We start from the raw sequence: 17,271 nt of genomic DNA on the forward strand, positions 1-17,271 counted from the left end.
GAGGCCGTCACGGCGCCGTCACGGCGGCGTCACGGCGGCGTCCCCCCTCAAGGCCGGTCCCTCGAGCAGCGGCCTGGAACCGCTCAGCATGTCCGGAGACTGGTCCGCGCCCGGTTCTGCGGAGTCACGCAAGGGGAATCATGGCCACGTAGGCCCGACCACAACAGCCGGTCGCCCCACATCAGCATCGGCCGTTGCCATGCTGGCAGACCCGTGCTGTTACTGGTTCACGACCTGCACGTCCGCGTGCTGAGCACCGGCGGACGACTACTGCGCATCCTGACCTCCGACCCGGGGCTACCAACCACATGCCCGACGGGAACGATGTCGCGGGACACCTGTGAACGGTGTCCCGCGACATCGCAATCGAGCGGGTGACGGGAATCGAACCCGCATGGCCAGCTTGGAAGGCGGGACACCGTAGGTCTGTCTGCGCTGGTCAGCGCCGCATTTCGGTCTCCGGGCGGGCTCGCGTGACCACTATGTGACCAATCGCCTCTTGGCTACTCCGGCCGCTCCGTGTCGTCGGGCGTCTCGGTGATCGCATCCAGCATGGCGTCGAGGGCGCGGGCGATGTCGGCGTCGCGGTCGTCGGCGGCGTGCTGGTAGAGGAGGGCGGCGGCGGGGGAGGAGTGGCCGAGCCGGCGCATCAGCTCCTTGGTGGTCGCGCCGGTCACCGCGGCCAGGGTGGCGCCGGTGTGGCGAAGCTCGTGCGGCCGGACGGCGGGCAGGCCGATGGAGTCGGCGGCGCGGCGGAAGGTCGAGTTCCAGTTGCTGCGGGCGAGGTAGCCGCCGGAACTGGTGGAGAACAGGAGGGCGTCCGGAGCGGCGAGGACGTGCTTCTCCAGGTGGTCCTCCAGTACCGCCGCGATGGCGGTGGGCAGGGTCACGGTCCGGTGCCCGGCGTCCGTCTTGGGTTTGCCGACCACCCACCGTCCGCCCACGCGGCGCACCGACCGCTCGACGCGCTGCCGGCCGGCGGGCAGAACGTCGGACCGGCGCAGCGCAGTGGCTTCACCGAACCGGAGCCCGCCGAAGGCCAGAACGAGCAGCAGGGCGCGGTAGCGCTCGGTTCTCCGGTCCTTCCCCAGTTGTTCGGCGAGCTGCAGTGCCTCTGCGGCGGTGAGTGCGCGGGACGGCCGGGTGGCCTTCGGCGTGCCGGCGCCACGCAACCGGCACGGGTTGGAGGCGATGGCCTCGTCGGCGACTGCCACGTTGAGGATGGCGCGCAGGAGCCGGTACGACTGGGCCAGAGCAGTCGGGCCCGTCGTCCGGCCGGCCTTGACGTGCCAGGAACGGACGGCGGCCGGCGTGACCTCGTCGACGGGAATGTCGGCCCACGGCTCGGTGAGGTGGTGACGCCACAGGGCCGCGTAGAGGACGCGGGTGCTCTCGCGGAGGTCATTGCGGGCGAGGTAGTCCTCGGCGTACTCGCCGACGGTGCGGCTGCTGGCGTTCGGCGCTCGCCAGCTCTTCCGCAGGAGGTCCGTCTGCTGACTTGCCAGCCACGCCCAGGCGTCGGCCTTGGTGTCGAGGATTTTGGTGTGGCGCCGACCATCAGGGCCGAGGTACCGGGCGCGGTAGCGGCCACTCGGGAGCCGGTCGACCGACCCGAACGTCCGCTTGGCCACGTCGAGACCTTGACGGGTACCTCAGCTCGCGCCCTCGACGATCACCGCTTGCTGTGGACGCGGCGGGAATCCACAAAGGCGTCTAGCATCGAGCGCTCCAGGCGCACATACTTGCCGACTTTCACGTAGCCGATCCGACGCTCCGTTATCAGCCGGCGGATGAACCGCTCACCGGTACCGAGGTACTCGCCGGCCTGCGTGACGGTCAGCAGCGGATCGCGGTCGAGACTCTGACCCTGTGCCCCTCGCGTCGTCATGAAATCGAGCGTCGCCGGCGTTCTCCAGTGGGCCTCCGGTCGTCCCTTCCTGCCCGTGCCAGCCCGTGTGACCATGTGACGCGATGAGTGCGGACGCGGACTTCGAGGTCGTGGTGGGTGCGGACGGTGACATCGCACCCGAGGAGCTGGCGCGCCATGGTGTCCGGCCGGGCGCGCACCTCCGCATCGTGGCTCAGACCGAACGTCCGCCGATCCGCCCGGCGTACGGCGCGTTCCGCGGACAGCTTCCTGAGGTGTCCTGGGAGGACTTCGAAGCCGCCAGCCGCTTGGCCGTAGAGGACGTCGAGTCTGGTCTGACATTTCCCGACCGGTGAGGGTCGTCGCCGCCACCCACGCGCGCGTCTAGCCCGCGCCGCCGACCGTGGCTAGAGTGATCATGCTCGGTGGGCGCTCGAGGGCACTGGCTACTTCCGTCTCTGATGGCCGAACGGGCCGGGGATGCCCAATCTCACGACACCAGCCAGCGCCTATGTATCAGCGCCGCAAATGAGCAGGCCGTCCTATGGCGCTGGTGCGCCGGCTGTAGGCGTTGAGGACGGCGCTCAGCGCCGCGGCGAGGTTGGCAAGGTCGCGGTCGTAGACCCGGCCGTCGTCCAGTTGGCGCGCGAGTGCGCCGAGGAGTCTGGTCCAGTCGCGGCGAGTGGGGACGGCTGGGACGCGGACCTCGACCTCTCGTTCGACCACCTAGACCGCAACTCGTCCGGAGGCGGCGGCCCGTGCCTGTTCCCAGGCGCGGTGTCGACAGGTGGCCGAACACCACTTCGGGATCGGCCCGCGACTGCCAGCGGTGATCGGTCCACCGCACCAGCCGCACCGCGTCGCGGCGGCACGTCTTGCCCGACCGTCGGCCCCTGGCCGTGGCGCTGCTGCATGTTCTCGCGGTTGATCCGTCCGTGGTTCACGGCGCTGCCGCTCTCGTTGGAGCCGTCGGCTTCGGTAGCTGCCGTTCGTCGTGCTTGTCATGCTCCCGACAGTGCAGGCAGACCTCCAGAGAACCTGTCACCACGAATTCCGGAACCCGACGGTGCATGAGGTGTGTCCCCCTTGATCTTGAGCTTCTCCAGGGCGGCTTTGTGCTCACATGCTCGGGGTGACGGCTGCGATGGTTGCGTTGCGCACGGGATTGCGCGGGTCCCTCCGACCCAGACGGAGCTATGCAACGAGGACAAGGGGGTGCGCTCTGGCCCGTCAGGGTCTGACCATCGACTGGTCAGCCAGCCCACCGGCACGCCGGCGTTCAGGCTCGGGTGAGCAAGGCGTTCGAGCTCCGAGGTTCGCTCGTCACCAAGAACCGCGCCATCACCACCACGGTCAAGCCGGCGCAGTCGCGGTCATCTGGTAGCCGGCGACAGCCGCAGCACTGTTGGCGCGATCTCACCTCTGGCCATCTCCGACCTCAAAGATCAACGGGGACAGACTTCTTGCACTGTGGCCGTAGGGGACGTCCGCATCCGCCTGCAGGTCGTCTGTGCTGAGGGGCCAGCTAGGACCCACCTCACTGCCGACGCACTCCATTTTCTCGTCACGAAGAGTCGCCGGGCAACTGGTGAGCCTCTATGTCCAGCCGGGCCAGCCACGACGACAAGGCCCACACACGCCGACTCGATCGCTGCGATAATGGCTCGGGCGGGACTGTCACGCCCGACCAGTCGCCGCCTCGACCTGCGAAAAGGACGCAGCGGCCTCACGCCCGGCGTTGATCGCCAGCCCTGCGCCATTCGCGGCAGCGGCTTCTTGACCCGGTAGGCAAGCCTTGTCTCGGACTCGGCCCACTCTTGCCATCCGCACGGTGTCGCCCTGCCCGTTGCAGCGGTCGCTCGCCAGCCAGGTCGCTGTTACCCTCCGTGTCGCGGCGCCTACCGACCATGCGGCGCAACCTGGCCGGATCGCAGCTCCCTTAGTAGGGAGCGAGCAGTTCCAGCGGGAGGTGGGGGAGATATCGGTGGATTACCATTTTGAGCAGCTGGGCGATGAACGCTTTCAGGAACTATGCCAGGCGGTACTGGTGGCCGAGCGGGATGGAATTCAGTGCTTTCCCGTGGGGCAACCCGACGGTGGGCGAGATGTCGTTCAGCACTTCGACAGCAGCAATAGGGCTCAGCGCGCATTTCTGGTGTTTCAGGTCAAGTTCGTGCGCCGTCCGGATAAGCTCGACTCGCCGCACAAGTGGCTTCTTGACGTCATGAGCAAAGAAGCGCCGAAGTTAGCAACCCTCCTCCCCAAGGGCGCGGTGGGCTATTACTTGCTTACGAATGTCTCAGGGACCGCCCACCCTGATGTGGGAAGTATCGACAAGCTAAATAAACTCCTCTCCGACAAAATGTCCCTACCCACACAGGTGATGTGGCGGGATGACCTTGTGGCAAGAGTCAATGCCAATAGTTCCATAAGGTGGGCCTTCCCTGAAATTCTACGGGCAACGGATATCCTTGAGGCGCTCATGCGTCTACCCTCGGAAAACGAGGGGCAAGTTCGAAGGCTGGACGCGATCCGCGCCTTCGTGACCCAGCAATACGAATCGGACGAGGAGGTCCGCTTCAAGCAAGTGGACCTACAGCATGATTTGACCACGCTCTTCGTCGACGTGCCCGCAGCTTTGCGTCGAGGTCCGGGAGACCGAAGGGAGAAACACCTCAATAGCCTTCTATTGGAGTCCATCAAGAACAGATCGGCTCCAAACGGATCGGGCATCAGCGGCCTGGCGGAATATGAGCCAAGCGTTGGAGCTGCGGCATTGCTCGCAAGCAAAGAGGGGCAGCGGCGCTTTCCTCGCCTAGTCATAGAGGGGGGGCCCGGTCAGGGTAAATCCACTCTTGTGCAATTCGTGTGCCAGGTGCACCGCATGCGGTTGCTCAACAAGGCCGAGGAACTCAGGCAGGTCGCTGAGCGCCACCAGCCGCAAGGTGCAAAAATTCCTATACGTGTCGACCTCCGCGAGTATGCGGTCTGGCTCGGAGGCGTAAATCCCTTCGCCACTCAGGAGTCGGAGCGCATCCCCTCCGGAAGCAGTCGGCACCTCGAGGGCTTTATCTCAGCTCTTGTGCAAGACTTATCTGGCGGCGTCAGCTTCGACGTAGCAGATTTTCGGGCGACCCTACGGGAAAGTAGTATATTCCTCGCTCTCGACGGCCTGGACGAAATCGCGAACCTTGCCCGGCGGCAGGAAGTCATCCGGGAAGTAACTTCGGCCGCGAGACGACTGTCTGAGCTGAACTCGGAGCTGCAGCTTGTAATTACTACGCGGCCGTCCGCCTTTACAGGGCTAACTGATTTCTCCAGTAGGCTGTTCCAATACGTCGAACTCATTGCGCTGGACGAAGACTTGGTTGGCGAGTATTCCGAACGATGGACACGGGCTAAGCGTCTTCGGGGAAGAGACGCAGCGGAGCTGCGCCGAACCCTGCAGGAGCGCATGATGCAAAGCCACTTCAGGGATCTCGCTAGGAATCCGATGCAGCTAGCGATCCTCCTGAGTGTAGTTCATACCCGCGGAACGTCGCTTCCCGATAAAAGAACAGCTCTTTACGACATATACGTGGAGTTATTCCTTGCGAGGGAGTCGGAGAAGGACGACGCAGTCCGCGACAACCAAGAGCTACTCATCGACCTTCATAGGTATGTAGCCTGGGTCCTGCATTCAGACGCAGAAACCGCTACGGGTATGGGAAGGATCGACCGGGAAGCTCTCCTGCGACTCCTGCGGGACTATCTTAGCGCCGAGGGTCGTAGTACTTCACATGCTGACGCGCTATTCGCCGGCTTTCAACGTGTGGTCTTTCTCGTGGAGCGCGTAGAAGGAACCTTCGAGTTCGAAGTTCAGCCGCTGCGAGAGTACTTCGCCGCTCGATATCTATATGACACGTCGCCGTACAGTCCTGCCGGACGAGAACGTGGCGGCACGATGCCGGACAGATTTGACGGCCTCGCCCGCAATCCTTATTGGCTGAATGTAACGCGATTCTTTGGTGGCTGCCTAAGCAAGGGGGAACTCCCAGCCCTTGTCGACCGGCTGCGCGCTCTAATGGAGGATCCTGAATGGGAGGCTACGGGTCATCCACGAGCCCTTGCGGCTTCATTGCTTGGGGACTGGGTTTTCAGTCAAAATCCGAGGAGTATGCGAACCGTTATTGACCTACTGCTCACGTACTCCGGGATCCGAGCGCTGATGAGCAATACTCCCGGCGGTCGAGAGAGTGTGGTCCTTCCTGAGGGTTGTGGCCGGCAAGAGCTTGTAACCGCGGGCTTTGCTGCGTTGCGAGAGAAGTCGATACCCGCCGACACAAGAATTCAATTAGGCCGGGTTGTGCAGTTGAACGCTGAGCGTCAGCGCCTCAGGGACGACTGGGTCGCGAGATTCGAAGGCGACGACGATCAACGCCTCGACTGGATTAGTGTAGCGTACTTCACGGGTGTCCTCGCGCACTTGGATGACGACTATGTGCGGAGTCAACTCGCGACCCTTTCTCCCCGTGTTGCCGAGTCTCTCGTGTCGCACCTACTTGTCATCGGTCGCTCCCGGCCCATTGAGAACTGCCCAGAAACGCAGTTGGCGGCGTTCCGGCAGTTGGCCAGTCGCGGTTCTGAACTTCTGCGTTTGCGCAACTCTGCAAGCGCCCTGGAGGCATTCGGTATCGCTATGTCGGCCAGCATGTATGCGACCGTATTCTCGAGCGCCCCTGACTCCATGACGCTTGCTTCCGTCGTCCGCCGCTGGATGGGAGGTAGGGACGTCAAACTCGCTGAGGGATTGTCTCAAGGGGTGAATGTTCCGCCTTATGCCAGAGAGGCGATCGCCGCATTCGAGCGGGGGAGTCGTCAGCCGCTCGGTGAATGGCGTCGAAGCGTCTCCTTGTGGTCGGCGGTCGTGGAGCCCGTACGCGCCGAAATGGGTGACGAATGGTCGTTGCTGCGTCTTGCCATTCTGGCCTCAGGTGTTAAAGAGATGCCAGGGCGTGGCGCAGATGTTGGGCTCTTCGACACGTCCGTGGCACTCTCCGAGCGTGCGCGACTGGCTCGTCACTATTCGGGGCGACCGGGTTGGTGGCGCGAGCAGCTGGCTGGCGCCCGCTCCGATAACGACAAGTCCTTCATCGTTGGACTGGGTCTCTTGGCAACGGGGCCAAGGACGTTAGCAGCCTTGGCCGGAGACCTCACTGACGTCGTCGCAGGTTTGTCGGTCGGTAGGTGTATGGCCATCGAGCAGGTTCTCAGGTCCTCTCTGCAGCCGCCAATCGGTTTCGGCGGACCGCGACCTAGGCGACTGCATGGCGAAGGGTTGCCGGACCTTCTTCATCCACGGGTCGTCGCCTTGATAGCCAGCGTCTTGGACTCGCGGGCTCAGGAGCATTTGTACACGCGGTACCTCGAGGACTACCGAGGATCGGACGAGCTTGTGCTCACTTTCTGTGCTGACTCTATGGCTCGTCGTATCCAGCGCGATGGCCAGGATGCGACCTGGCTCCGTATGCTCGACCTACTCCGGCTCACGCAACCGCGCAATATTTGGTGGCGTGGCGTGAGTGGGCGGTCCGAAACGGATATGCCAGTGGGGATCGCCCGATTGATCACAGGTAACCGGGACGAATATCCGCAGGAGTTGGTGGCGGCGGCTGAAAGGCGGAATGAGCAGGTGCTACTTTCCCGACTTGAGCCCCTGGCCACTACTGCGGCTCGTGAGGGGTGGTTTGAGGACGGCCAGGGTGAGGTCTAGATGCTGAGGGCTTACCAGTGACCTCGTACGTGTGCGCTGACTCGCCACGTGACCGTGCGGGCGATCGCGGTCCTTGTGGGCTACCTCAAGCGTGACGTGCTGGCGCCGACACCGGGCTGGCTGACCTGTCCGCCCAGTGCGAGCAGCTTCGGAGGAGCGTCTGGAGAGCGCTGTGAGGCCCAGGTGGGCTTGCGCGGCGCGGTCGAGCACCGCACCGGCCGGTATGCGCTGTGCGCCGCCGCCTGTATGCGCGGCGGGCTGCAGCCCGGTCTGCTGAACGACGCAGGCTGGTGGCAGACCTCGATGTGGCGGTACGTCCTCTTGTCGTCGCCATCTACAGCCGTGCCGCAGTCGAGGGCCTCGAGGTCCCGGTGGAGGAGACAGCCGGGAGATTGCCGCTCGGCACGGCCTTGAGCTCACCGCGTGACCAGTTGTGCTCACGCGGGAGGGGGGAACATGGCCCTTCGCCTGGCCGCATGAGCCCGGCCGGCGTGACCAATTCATGACCAATGGAGCGGAAAACAGGGGTCTCTAGGGGTCGAAATCGGGACCTTCGGAGGGTCCTCCAGTAGTCCTCCAGAAGACCTGGCAGGCCAGTGACCTGCGGAAACGCGTGGAGCGGGTGACCGGGATCGAACCGGCATGGCCAGCTTGGAAGGCTGGGGCTCTGCCATTGAGCTACACCCGCAGTGGTGCCCCGACAGCGTAACCGCCGCCGGGCGCTCGTCCGCCACGGCGTCCACCTAGACTCGGTGCGCCACGGGGTGTGGCGCAGCTTGGTAGCGCACCCGCTTTGGGAGCGGGGGGCCGTGGGTTCAAATCCCGCCACCCCGACGTCGCGGGGCTGCCGTGGGCTCTCGTACCGCCGCCCCGGCCGTCCCCCGCGTGTCTCTAGACTCGTGGGTCGACCCGGCGCCGTCGGACCGGCCCGGCGCCCGTCCCTGACTTTCGATCGAGGAGCACTGCCGCTGTGAAGAGCACCATCGAGGAACTGGGCCCCACGCGGGTCCGGATGGCGATCGAGGTGCCCTGGGGGGACCTGGACCACGCCTTCGGTGAGGTCTACAAGGAGCTCGGCCGCCAGGTGCGCGTGCCTGGCTTCCGCCCCGGCAAGGTGCCCAATCGGGTCATCGACACCCGCGTCGGCCGCCCCCTGGTGCTCGAGCAGGTCGTCCAGCACGCCATCCCGGAGGTCTACTCCGAGGTCGTGCGGGAGAACCAGGTCCGCGTCCTGGGGCAGCCCGACATCGAGGTGACCCGCCTCGACGACAACGACACCCTCGCCTTCACCGCCGAGGTCGACGTCGCCCCCAAGCTGGAGCTTCCGTCGCTGGACGACCTGGCCGTGACCGTCGACGACGTCGAGGTCACCGACGAGGAGATCGACGAGCAGGTCTCGGTCATGCGCGAGCGCTTCGCCATGCTGACCGCCGTCGACCGCGCGGTCGAGGACGGCGACTTCGTCTCCATCGACCTCGAGGCGAAGGTGGACGGCGAGGTCCTGGAGGACGGCTCGACCACCGGCATGTCCTACGAGGTGGGCTCCGGCAACCTCATGGAGGGCCTGGACGACGCCCTCCGCGGGCTGTCCGCCGACGAGTCGAAGACCTTCGAGACGCCGCTGCTCAACGGCCCGCAGGCCGGGCAGACCGCCGAGGTCACCGTGACCGTCCGCTCGGTCAAGACCAAGGAGCTGCCGGAGCTGGACGACGAGTTCGCCTCCACCGCCAGCGAGTTCGACACCCTCGAGGAGCTCCGCGAGGACGTGCGCACCCGCCTGGCGCGCACCAAGGTCATGCAGCAGGGCGCCCAGGCCCGCGACAAGCTGGTCGAGCACCTGCTCGCGGCGGTCGAGGTGCCGGTTCCGGAGAAGCTGGTCGAGCGCGAGATCGAGTGGCGCAACCAGGCCATGGGCGGCCAGCTGCAGCAGGCCGGCATGGACTGGGACAGCTTCCTGGAGATGTCCGGCGTGGAGGACCGGGAGGCCTACGAGGCCGACCAGCGCAAGAACATCGAGGAGGCGGTGCGCACCCAGTTCGTCCTGGACGCGATCGCCGACGCCCGCGAGATCACCGTCGACAACGAGGACCTGTCGGCGCAGATCATGGCCCAGGCCGCGCGCAACCGGATGAGCCCGGAGCAGTACGCCCAGCAGCTGCAGCAGGGCGGCAACATCGCCGAGTTCGTCGCCGACGTCCGCCGCACCAAGGCCCTCGCCCAGCTGCTCGAGCAGACGACGATCACCGACGCCTCGGGCAACGTCGTCGACCTCGAGGGCGCACGTCCGCGGACCGTCCAGGCGCCGGCCGCCGAGGCCACGGAGGAGACCCCCGCGCTGGCCGCCGAGGCCACGGAGGAGACAGCCGCGGCGGACGCCACGGAGGAGACTCCCGCGGCCGAGGCCACGGACGGGGCTCCCGCGGACGAGACCGCGGCGGAGACCCCCGCGACCGAGACGACGGCCGAGGCCCCCGCGGCCGGGACCGCCGACGGCACGTCCGAGGACACCGAGGGCGTCGCCAAGAGCTGAAGAAGGACCCCGTCCGCCTCACCTTGAGCACGCTCGGGGCGAGCCTCTGAACGGGGCCGGCCGAGCCCGACGACCGACGCCGTCCCACCCCGAGCTGCGGGGAGGGGCGGCGTCGGTCGTCCCGGGCGGATCGGCGACCGCCGCTGCGCCCACGGCGAACACCCCCCGCGCCGGGACTGTCACCCCACGCCTGCGCGTTAGGGTCGACGCAGACTCTGGCGAGCACCGGGGCGCCACGTCCCAAGGGCCCTCCCGGGCCCCGCACCACCCCGCCCGCCCACCGAGCCTGCACGACAGTCCAACGGAGGTCACCGCACCCGTGAGCACCAACCCGAACCTGGCCGGCGCGCCGCTCATGCGTGCCGCTGCCGGGGGGATGAACCTCAACGACTCGGTCTACGAGCGCCTGCTGCGCGAGCGCATCATCTTCCTGGGCAGCCAGGTGGACGACGTCATCGCCAACCAGCTGGCCGCCCAGATGCTGCTGCTGTCGGCTGAGGACCCCAAGCGCGACATCCACCTCTACATCAACTCGCCCGGTGGCTCCGTGACGGCCGGCATGGCCATCTACGACACGATGCAGTTCATCGACTGCGACGTCGCCACCTACGGCATGGGTCTGGCCGCCTCGATGGGCCAGTTCCTGCTCACCGCCGGCACCAAGGGCAAGCGCTACGCCCTGCCGCACGCGCGGATCATGATGCACCAGCCGTCGGCCGGCGTCGGTGGCACCGCGTCGGACATCGCCATCCAGGCCGACCTGTTCCGGCGGACGAAGCGCGAGCTCAACGAGCTGCAGTCGCTGCACACCGGGCAGAGCATCGAGCAGATCGAGAAGGACTCCGACCGCGACCGGTGGTTCACCGCGCAGGAGGCCCTCGAGTACGGCTTCGTCGACCACGTGGTCAGCCGCGCGGCCATGACCGACAGCGCCAACCCGGTCACCGACAACTGACGGTTCGGAGAGAACAGCGATGAGCTTCCAGATGCCCTCCAGCCGTTACGTGCTGCCCTCCTTCGTGGAGCGGACCAGCTACGGCATGAAGGAGTCCAACCCGTACAACAAGCTCTTCGAGGAGCGGATCATCTTCCTCGGGGTGCAGATCGACGACGCGTCGGCCAACGACGTGATGGCGCAGCTCATCACCCTCGAGTCGGCCGACCCGGACCGCGACATCACGATCTACATCAACTCGCCCGGTGGCTCGTTCACCTCGCTGATGGCGATCTACGACACGATGATGTTCGTCCGGCCCGACATCCAGACCGTCTGCATGGGCCAGGCCGCCTCCGCCGCCGCCGTCCTGCTCGCGGCCGGGACGCCGGGCAAGCGCCTGGCGCTGCCGTACTCCCGCGTGCTGATCCACCAGCCCTCGGGTGAGTCCGGTGGCCAGGTGTCGGACCTGGAGATCCACGCCGCGGAGATCCAGCGGGTGCGGTCGCAGATGGAGGAGATCCTGGCCCGCCACACCGGCCAGACCGTCGACCAGGTCCGCCTCGACATCGAGCGCGACAAGATCCTCACCGCCGACGAGGCCAAGGCCTACGGCATCGTCGACCAGGTCATCCAGAGCCGGAAGCTGAACGCGCTCCCGGCCTGATCCCCTGAATTCGGTACGGGTCGAGGGGGCGCGCGTCGCGCCCTCGACCCGTACCGTCGAGGGACACGGGACGCATGTGGTTGGCGTCGGGCCGGCGGGCGAGTCATCGCCCGACGGGTCCGGTGCCGCCAGGTACCGTCGGCGAGCGCCCGATCCCCGGCCCTCCAGCGCCGGGAGGAGAGCCTCGCGGAACAGCACGACAGGCGAGGCCGGACATGGGACATCGGCAGAGTTCACACGCAGGTACCTGAGACCAGGGCCTGATTCCCCGAGGTGGAGGTCAGCAGGTGGCACGTATCGGTGAGAGCGGTGATCTGCTCAAGTGCTCGTTCTGCGGCAAGAGCCAGAAGCAGGTCAAGAAGCTCATCGCGGGCCCCGGGGTCTACATCTGCGACGAGTGCATCGACCTCTGCAACGAGATCATCGAGGAAGAGCTCTCGGAGTCGTCGGACCTGAAGTTCGACGAGCTGCCGAAGCCCAAGGAGATCCACGACTTCCTCGAGCAGTACGTGATCGGCCAGGACAAGGCCAAGCGCGCGCTCTCGGTGGCGGTCTACAACCACTACAAGCGGGTGCAGGCCGGCAACGCCGGCAGCCGGGACGAGTCGGTCGAGCTGGCCAAGTCCAACATCCTGCTGATGGGCCCGACCGGCTGCGGCAAGACCCACCTCGCGCAGACCCTCGCCCGGATGCTCAACGTCCCCTTCGCCATCGCCGACGCCACCGCACTCACCGAGGCCGGCTACGTCGGTGAGGACGTCGAGAACATCCTGCTCAAGCTGATCCAGGCCGCCGACTACGACGTGAAGCGGGCCGAGACCGGGATCATCTACATCGACGAGGTCGACAAGATCGCCCGCAAGAGCGAGAACCCGTCGATCACCCGCGACGTCTCCGGCGAGGGCGTGCAGCAGGCGCTGCTGAAGATCCTCGAGGGGACGACGGCCTCGGTGCCCCCGCAGGGCGGCCGCAAGCACCCGCACCAGGAGTTCATCCAGATCGACACGACGAACGTGCTGTTCATCGTGGGCGGTGCCTTCGCTGGGCTGGAGAAGATCATCGAGGCGCGGGCCGGCAAGCAGGGCATCGGCTTCGGCTCGGAGATCCGCAGCAAGAAGGAGATGGACGAGGCCAACGTCTTCTCCGAGGTCATGCCCGAGGACCTGCTGAAGTTCGGGATGATCCCCGAGTTCATCGGCCGCCTCCCGGTGATCACCAGCGTCGAGAAGCTGGACCGCCAGGCGCTGATCAACATCCTCACCGAGCCGAAGAACGCCCTGGTGCGCCAGTACCGGCGGCTGTTCGAGCTCGACGGCGTGGACCTCGAGTTCACCGACGACGCGCTCGAGTCGATCGCCGACCAGGCCATCCTGCGGGGCACCGGCGCCCGGGGGCTGCGGGCGATCATGGAGGAGGTCCTCCAGTCGGTGATGTACGAGGTGCCCAGCCGTGAGGACGTCGCTTCGGTGGTGATCACCAAGGAGGTCGTGCTCGAGCACGTCAACCCGACGATCGTGCCCCGCAAGCCCGCCCGGGCCCCCCGGGAGAAGTCCGCCTGAGAACCACCCCGGCACGGTCGAACGGCCCGCTCCCCGATGGGGAGCGGGCCGTTCCCGTGTCCGGGCCCGGTTGCCCGCTCCTCCCCCCAGTGGTGGGGGGCTCGCCGCCGATCGCTTGCTGCACCGTCCCTGCGCAGGCAGGATCGCCCGGCGTGGAGGGAGGACGGGGGAACCCCCCGCGGGTCGATGCCGAGCCCCTGCCCCGCCGGCACGCGCACGAGGACCGGGTGGTCGCCCGCTTCGGGTACAAGCCGGCACTGGACGGTCTCCGCGGGACCGCGGCGCTCATCGTCTTCGGTTCCCACGCGGTACCGGGCGTCCTCCCCGGAGGTGACCTCGGCCTGGACCTGTTCTTCGCGCTGAGCGGCTACCTGATCACCAGTCTGCTGCTCACCGAGGCGGACTCGAACGGCACGATCGACCTGCCGCGCTTCTACGGCCGGCGCGCCGTCCGGCTGCTGCCCGCGCTGCTGCTGCTCCTGGCCGCCGTCGCGGTGCTCACGGCGCTGACGCCCACCGGCCCGTCCTGGACGGCCGTGGTGTCCGTCCTCTTCTACGTGGGCAACTGGGTCCGCGCGCTCGGCGGGGAGCTGGGGACACTCACCCACACGTGGTCGCTCAGCGTGGAGGAGCAGTTCTACCTCGTCTGGCCGCTGATCTGCCTGGTCGTTCTCGCCGTCGCCGCACGCCGCGGCGCCGAGGGAGCCCGGCTGCTCGCCTGGATCAGCGCCGGCGGGTGCGCGCTGGCGCTCCTGCTGCGCGTGCTCCTCGTCGACGGCGACACCGTCCGCATCTACAACGGCACCGACACCCGGATGGACTTCCTGCTCTTCGGCTGCCTGCTGAGCTGCCTCACCCGGACGGTGGGAGTCCGGCGGCTGGCCCGGTGGATGGGCCGGGCGTTCCCCGCCGCCGCGCTGGTGGCGGTCGCCTGGCTGCTGTTCCACGGGCCCGGCAACGACCTGGTGTGGACGGCCGGCTACACGGTCATGGCGGTCAGCTCGGCCGTCGTCGTCGGGCACGTGGCCCTCCGACCGGGATCCCGCGCCGGACGAGCCCTCACCCTCCCGGCCATGGTGTGGCTGGGGAAGATATCCTACGGCTTCTACCTGTGGCACTTCCCGGTCCTGGCGTTCCTCCGGACGGCGCACGTCCCGCCGGTGGGACTGGTCGTGCTGGGGCTCCTCCTGACCGTGCCCGTGGCGTGGGCGTCCTTCCGATTCGTCGAGGCACCGATCAGCCGTCGCCTCCACCGGCGCCTCGTCCCGCGACCGCGATAGGTCCTCGAGCGGTCGCAGGACGCGGCGCCGGGGGAGGAGCGACGCCCGCAGGGAGTCGGGCGGCTACTCAGCCGACGGGGCGAGGACGACGTCCACGGTCACCGCGCCGTCGGTCGGCTCGATCGTCAGCGACCGGATCCGCCCGGCGTCCACCAGGTCACCCCGGCCGGCCTCGACCAGCGCGACGTCCGGCGTCCGGACGACGGCGGTCTCGACGTCCGCCCGCATCGAGACCTTGGCGTCGGACTTGGCCTTGCGGACGCCGGCCAGCGCCCCCGCCACGGCCGTGACCACCGCCGGGTCGCCCGCGGTCGGCAGGTCGGCCGCGGCCGGCCACGGTGCGCGGTGCACGGACCCCGACTGCCACCAGGACCAGACCTCCTCGGTGACGAACGGCAGCACCGGCGCGAACAGCCGCAGCTGCACCGACAGCGCGATCGCCAGGGCGGCCTGCGCGGACCGCGCGGCGTCGTCCGACCCGTAGGCCCGGGACTTCACCAGCTCCACGTAGTCGTCGCAGAACGACCAGAAGAACGCCTCGGCCACCTCGAGGGAGCGGGTGTAGTTGTAGGCCTCCATCGCCTCGGTCGCCTCGTTGACGGCGGCGGCGAGCCCGGCCAGCAGCCCCAGGTCGATCGGCTCGGTCACCTGGTCGACCGACGCCGCCGACGAGGCACCCAGGCCCAGCACGAACTTGCCGACGTTGAGGATCTTGATGGCCAGCCGCCGGCCGACCTTCATCTGTGCCTCGTCGAACGGCGAGTCCGCGCCGGGCCGTGCCCCGGCGGCCCGCCACCGGACCGCGTCGGTGCCGAAGCGGTCGAGCACGTCGATGGGCGTGACCACGTTGCCCTTCGACTTCGACATCTTCTTCCGGTCGGGGTCCACGACGAAGCCGGAGATCGCCGCGTGCGACCACGGCACGGTGCCGTGCTCGTAGTGCGAGCGGACGACCGTCGAGAACAGCCAGGTCCGGATGATGTCGTGCGCCTGCGGGCGCAGGTCCATCGGGAAGACGTGCGCGAACAGCTCCGGGTCGGTGTCCCAGCCCGAGGCCACCTGCGGCGACAGCGACGAGGTCGCCCAGGTGTCCATGACGTCGGGGTCGGCCATGAACCCGCCGGGCACGCCGCGCTGCTCCTCGGTGTACCCCTCCGGGACGTCGGACGACGGGTCGACCGGCAGCGCGGACTCGGGGGCCAGGATCGGGTCGGAGTAGATCGGCTCGCCCTCGCCGTCGAGCCGGTACCAGACCGGGAACGGGACGCCGAAGAACCGCTGCCGGCTGATCAGCCAGTCGCCGTTGAGCCCCTCGACCCAGTTGTCGTACCGGTGCCGCATGTGCTCGGGCACCCACTGGATCTCCCGGCCCCGGGCCAGCAGCGCGTCGCGCAGGTCGGCGTCCCGGCCGCCGTTGCGGATGTACCACTGCCGCGTGGTGACGATCTCCAGCGGCCGGTCGCCCTTCTCGAAGAACTTGACCGGGTGGGTGATCGGCTTCGGGTCGCCGTGCAGGTCGCCGGACTCGCGCAGCAGCTGCACCATCCGCTCGCGGGCAGCGTGCGCGGTCCTGCCGGCCAGCTCCCGGTAGGCGGAGGCGGCGCCGTCGCCGTCGAGCCCGGGCGGCGGGTCGGCGACCAGCCGGCCGTCCCAGCCGATGACCGCACGGGTCGGCAGCTGCAGCTCCCGCCACCAGGTGACGTCGTTGAGGTCGCCGAACGTGCAGATCATCGCGATGCCCGAGCCCTTGTCCGGCTCGGCGAGGCGGTGCGCCACGACCGGGACCTCGACGTCGAACACCGGCGTCCGCACCGTCTGGCCGAACAGCGACTGGTAGCGCTCGTCGTCCGGGTGGGCGACCAGCGCGACGCAGGCGGGCAGCAGCTCGGGGCGGGTGGTCTCGATGAAGACCGGGCCGTGCGGGGCGTGGAAGGAGATCCGGTGGTAGGCGCCGGGCCGCTCGCGGTCCTCGAGCTCGGCCTGGGCGACCGCCGTCCGGAAGGTGACGTCCCACAGCGTCGGCGCCTCCTGCGCGTAGGCCTCGCCGCGGGCGAGGTTGTGCAGGAACGCGCGCTGCGCGGTGGCGCGGGAGGACGCCGAGATCGTCCGGTAGACGTTGTTCCAGTCCACCGACAGGCCGACCCGGCGCCACAGCTGTTCGAACGCCAGTTCGTCCTCGGCGGTCAGCCGCTCGCAGAGCTCGACGAAGTTGCGCCGGGAGACCGGCTGCTGGTCCTTGCCCGGCTTGGCCGGGGGCTCGAAGTCGGGGTCGTGGTGCAGCGAGGGGTCGCAGCGCACCCCGTAGTAGTTCTGCACCCGCCGCTCGGTCGGCAGGCCGTTGTCGTCCCAGCCCATCGGGTAGAAGACGTGCTTGCCGCGCATCCGCTGGTAGCGGGCGACGATGTCGGTGTGTGTGTAGCTGAACACGTGCCCCACGTGCAGCGAGCCGCTGGCGGTCGGCGGGGGAGTGTCGATCGAGTAGACCTGCTCGCGGGGCACCTGCAGCGCGGCCGCGCGGTCGAAGGCGTAGGTGTCCTCGGCCGCCCAGCGGGCGATCCACTTGTCCTCGAGCCCGTCCAGTGACGGCTTGTCGGGTGCGCCGACGGCCGCTCCCGGGGCAGCGGTGTCCGGGGTCGCGATGTCGGGAACCATGTCGCTCATCCTAGGAACCGGTCGGCTGGC

General features: G+C 67.7%; 11 protein-coding genes and 2 tRNA genes. 8 read left to right on the forward strand and 5 right to left on the reverse strand.

The genetic code is table 11. From position 1 onward, the window contains the following. Window positions 1-503 precede the first annotated feature (503 nt). Window positions 504-1,631, reverse strand: a complete 1,128-nt coding sequence (locus ACI782_RS12900; RefSeq protein WP_456909736.1) for a site-specific integrase — start codon at window positions 1,629-1,631, stop codon at window positions 504-506. A 41-nt stretch (window positions 1,632-1,672) separates the two neighbouring features. Further along, on the reverse strand, window positions 1,673-1,888 hold the full coding sequence (locus ACI782_RS12905) for a helix-turn-helix domain-containing protein (protein ID WP_456909738.1): 216 nt from the start codon (window positions 1,886-1,888) through the stop codon (window positions 1,673-1,675). Window positions 1,889-1,971: 83 nt separating this feature from the next. Here ACI782_RS12905 and ACI782_RS12910 point away from each other — a divergent pair, with 83 nt between their 5' ends. Then, window positions 1,972-2,223 (forward strand): hypothetical protein, encoded by a 252-nt coding sequence (locus ACI782_RS12910; RefSeq protein WP_456909740.1) that lies wholly within the window; start codon window positions 1,972-1,974, stop codon window positions 2,221-2,223. A gap of 160 nt (window positions 2,224-2,383) precedes the next feature. On the opposite strand, the gene ACI782_RS12915 is transcribed toward ACI782_RS12910, so the two are convergent. Continuing rightward, the gene (locus ACI782_RS12915; RefSeq protein ID WP_456909742.1) at window positions 2,384-2,593 is read right to left on the reverse strand and encodes a hypothetical protein; all 210 of its coding nucleotides are present in this window, start codon (window positions 2,591-2,593) and stop codon (window positions 2,384-2,386) included. 1,105 nt (window positions 2,594-3,698) lie between these two features. On the opposite strand from ACI782_RS12915, the gene ACI782_RS12920 reads away from it, so the two are divergent. Further along, entirely contained in the window at window positions 3,699-7,619 is a 3,921-nt protein-coding gene (locus tag ACI782_RS12920) for an NACHT domain-containing protein (RefSeq protein WP_456909744.1), read from the forward strand. Between the two features lie 614 nt (window positions 7,620-8,233). Here ACI782_RS12920 and ACI782_RS12925 read toward each other — a convergent pair. Next, window positions 8,234-8,307, reverse strand: a tRNA-Gly gene (locus ACI782_RS12925). A 72-nt stretch (window positions 8,308-8,379) separates the two neighbouring features. On the opposite strand from ACI782_RS12925, the gene ACI782_RS12930 reads away from it, so the two are divergent. From ACI782_RS12930 to ACI782_RS12955, 6 genes are all read left to right on the forward strand, one after another. Next, window positions 8,380-8,453 (forward strand) — tRNA-Pro (locus ACI782_RS12930). Between the two features lie 136 nt (window positions 8,454-8,589). Beyond that, the gene (gene tig / locus ACI782_RS12935; RefSeq protein ID WP_456909746.1) at window positions 8,590-10,149 is read left to right on the forward strand and encodes a trigger factor; all 1,560 of its coding nucleotides are present in this window, start codon (window positions 8,590-8,592) and stop codon (window positions 10,147-10,149) included. Window positions 10,150-10,468: 319 nt separating this feature from the next. Further along, window positions 10,469-11,104, forward strand: a complete 636-nt coding sequence (locus ACI782_RS12940) for an ATP-dependent Clp protease proteolytic subunit (protein ID WP_456909748.1) — start codon at window positions 10,469-10,471, stop codon at window positions 11,102-11,104. A gap of 31 nt (window positions 11,105-11,135) precedes the next feature. After that, window positions 11,136-11,750, forward strand: a complete 615-nt coding sequence (locus tag ACI782_RS12945; RefSeq protein WP_456909750.1) for an ATP-dependent Clp protease proteolytic subunit — start codon at window positions 11,136-11,138, stop codon at window positions 11,748-11,750. Window positions 11,751-12,037: 287 nt separating this feature from the next. Beyond that, on the forward strand, window positions 12,038-13,309 hold the full coding sequence (gene clpX, locus ACI782_RS12950) for an ATP-dependent Clp protease ATP-binding subunit ClpX (RefSeq protein ID WP_456909752.1): 1,272 nt from the start codon (window positions 12,038-12,040) through the stop codon (window positions 13,307-13,309). Window positions 13,310-13,461: 152 nt separating this feature from the next. Then, window positions 13,462-14,589, forward strand: a complete 1,128-nt coding sequence (locus ACI782_RS12955; protein WP_456909754.1) for an acyltransferase family protein — start codon at window positions 13,462-13,464, stop codon at window positions 14,587-14,589. A 63-nt stretch (window positions 14,590-14,652) separates the two neighbouring features. On the opposite strand, the gene valS is transcribed toward ACI782_RS12955, so the two are convergent. Next, a complete protein-coding gene (valS, locus tag ACI782_RS12960; protein ID WP_456909756.1) occupies window positions 14,653-17,241 on the reverse strand; it encodes a valine--tRNA ligase in 2,589 nt (862 codons plus the stop codon). Window positions 17,242-17,271 lie beyond the last annotated feature (30 nt).

It is taken from the genome of Geodermatophilus sp. SYSU D00703 (assembly GCF_054050155.1).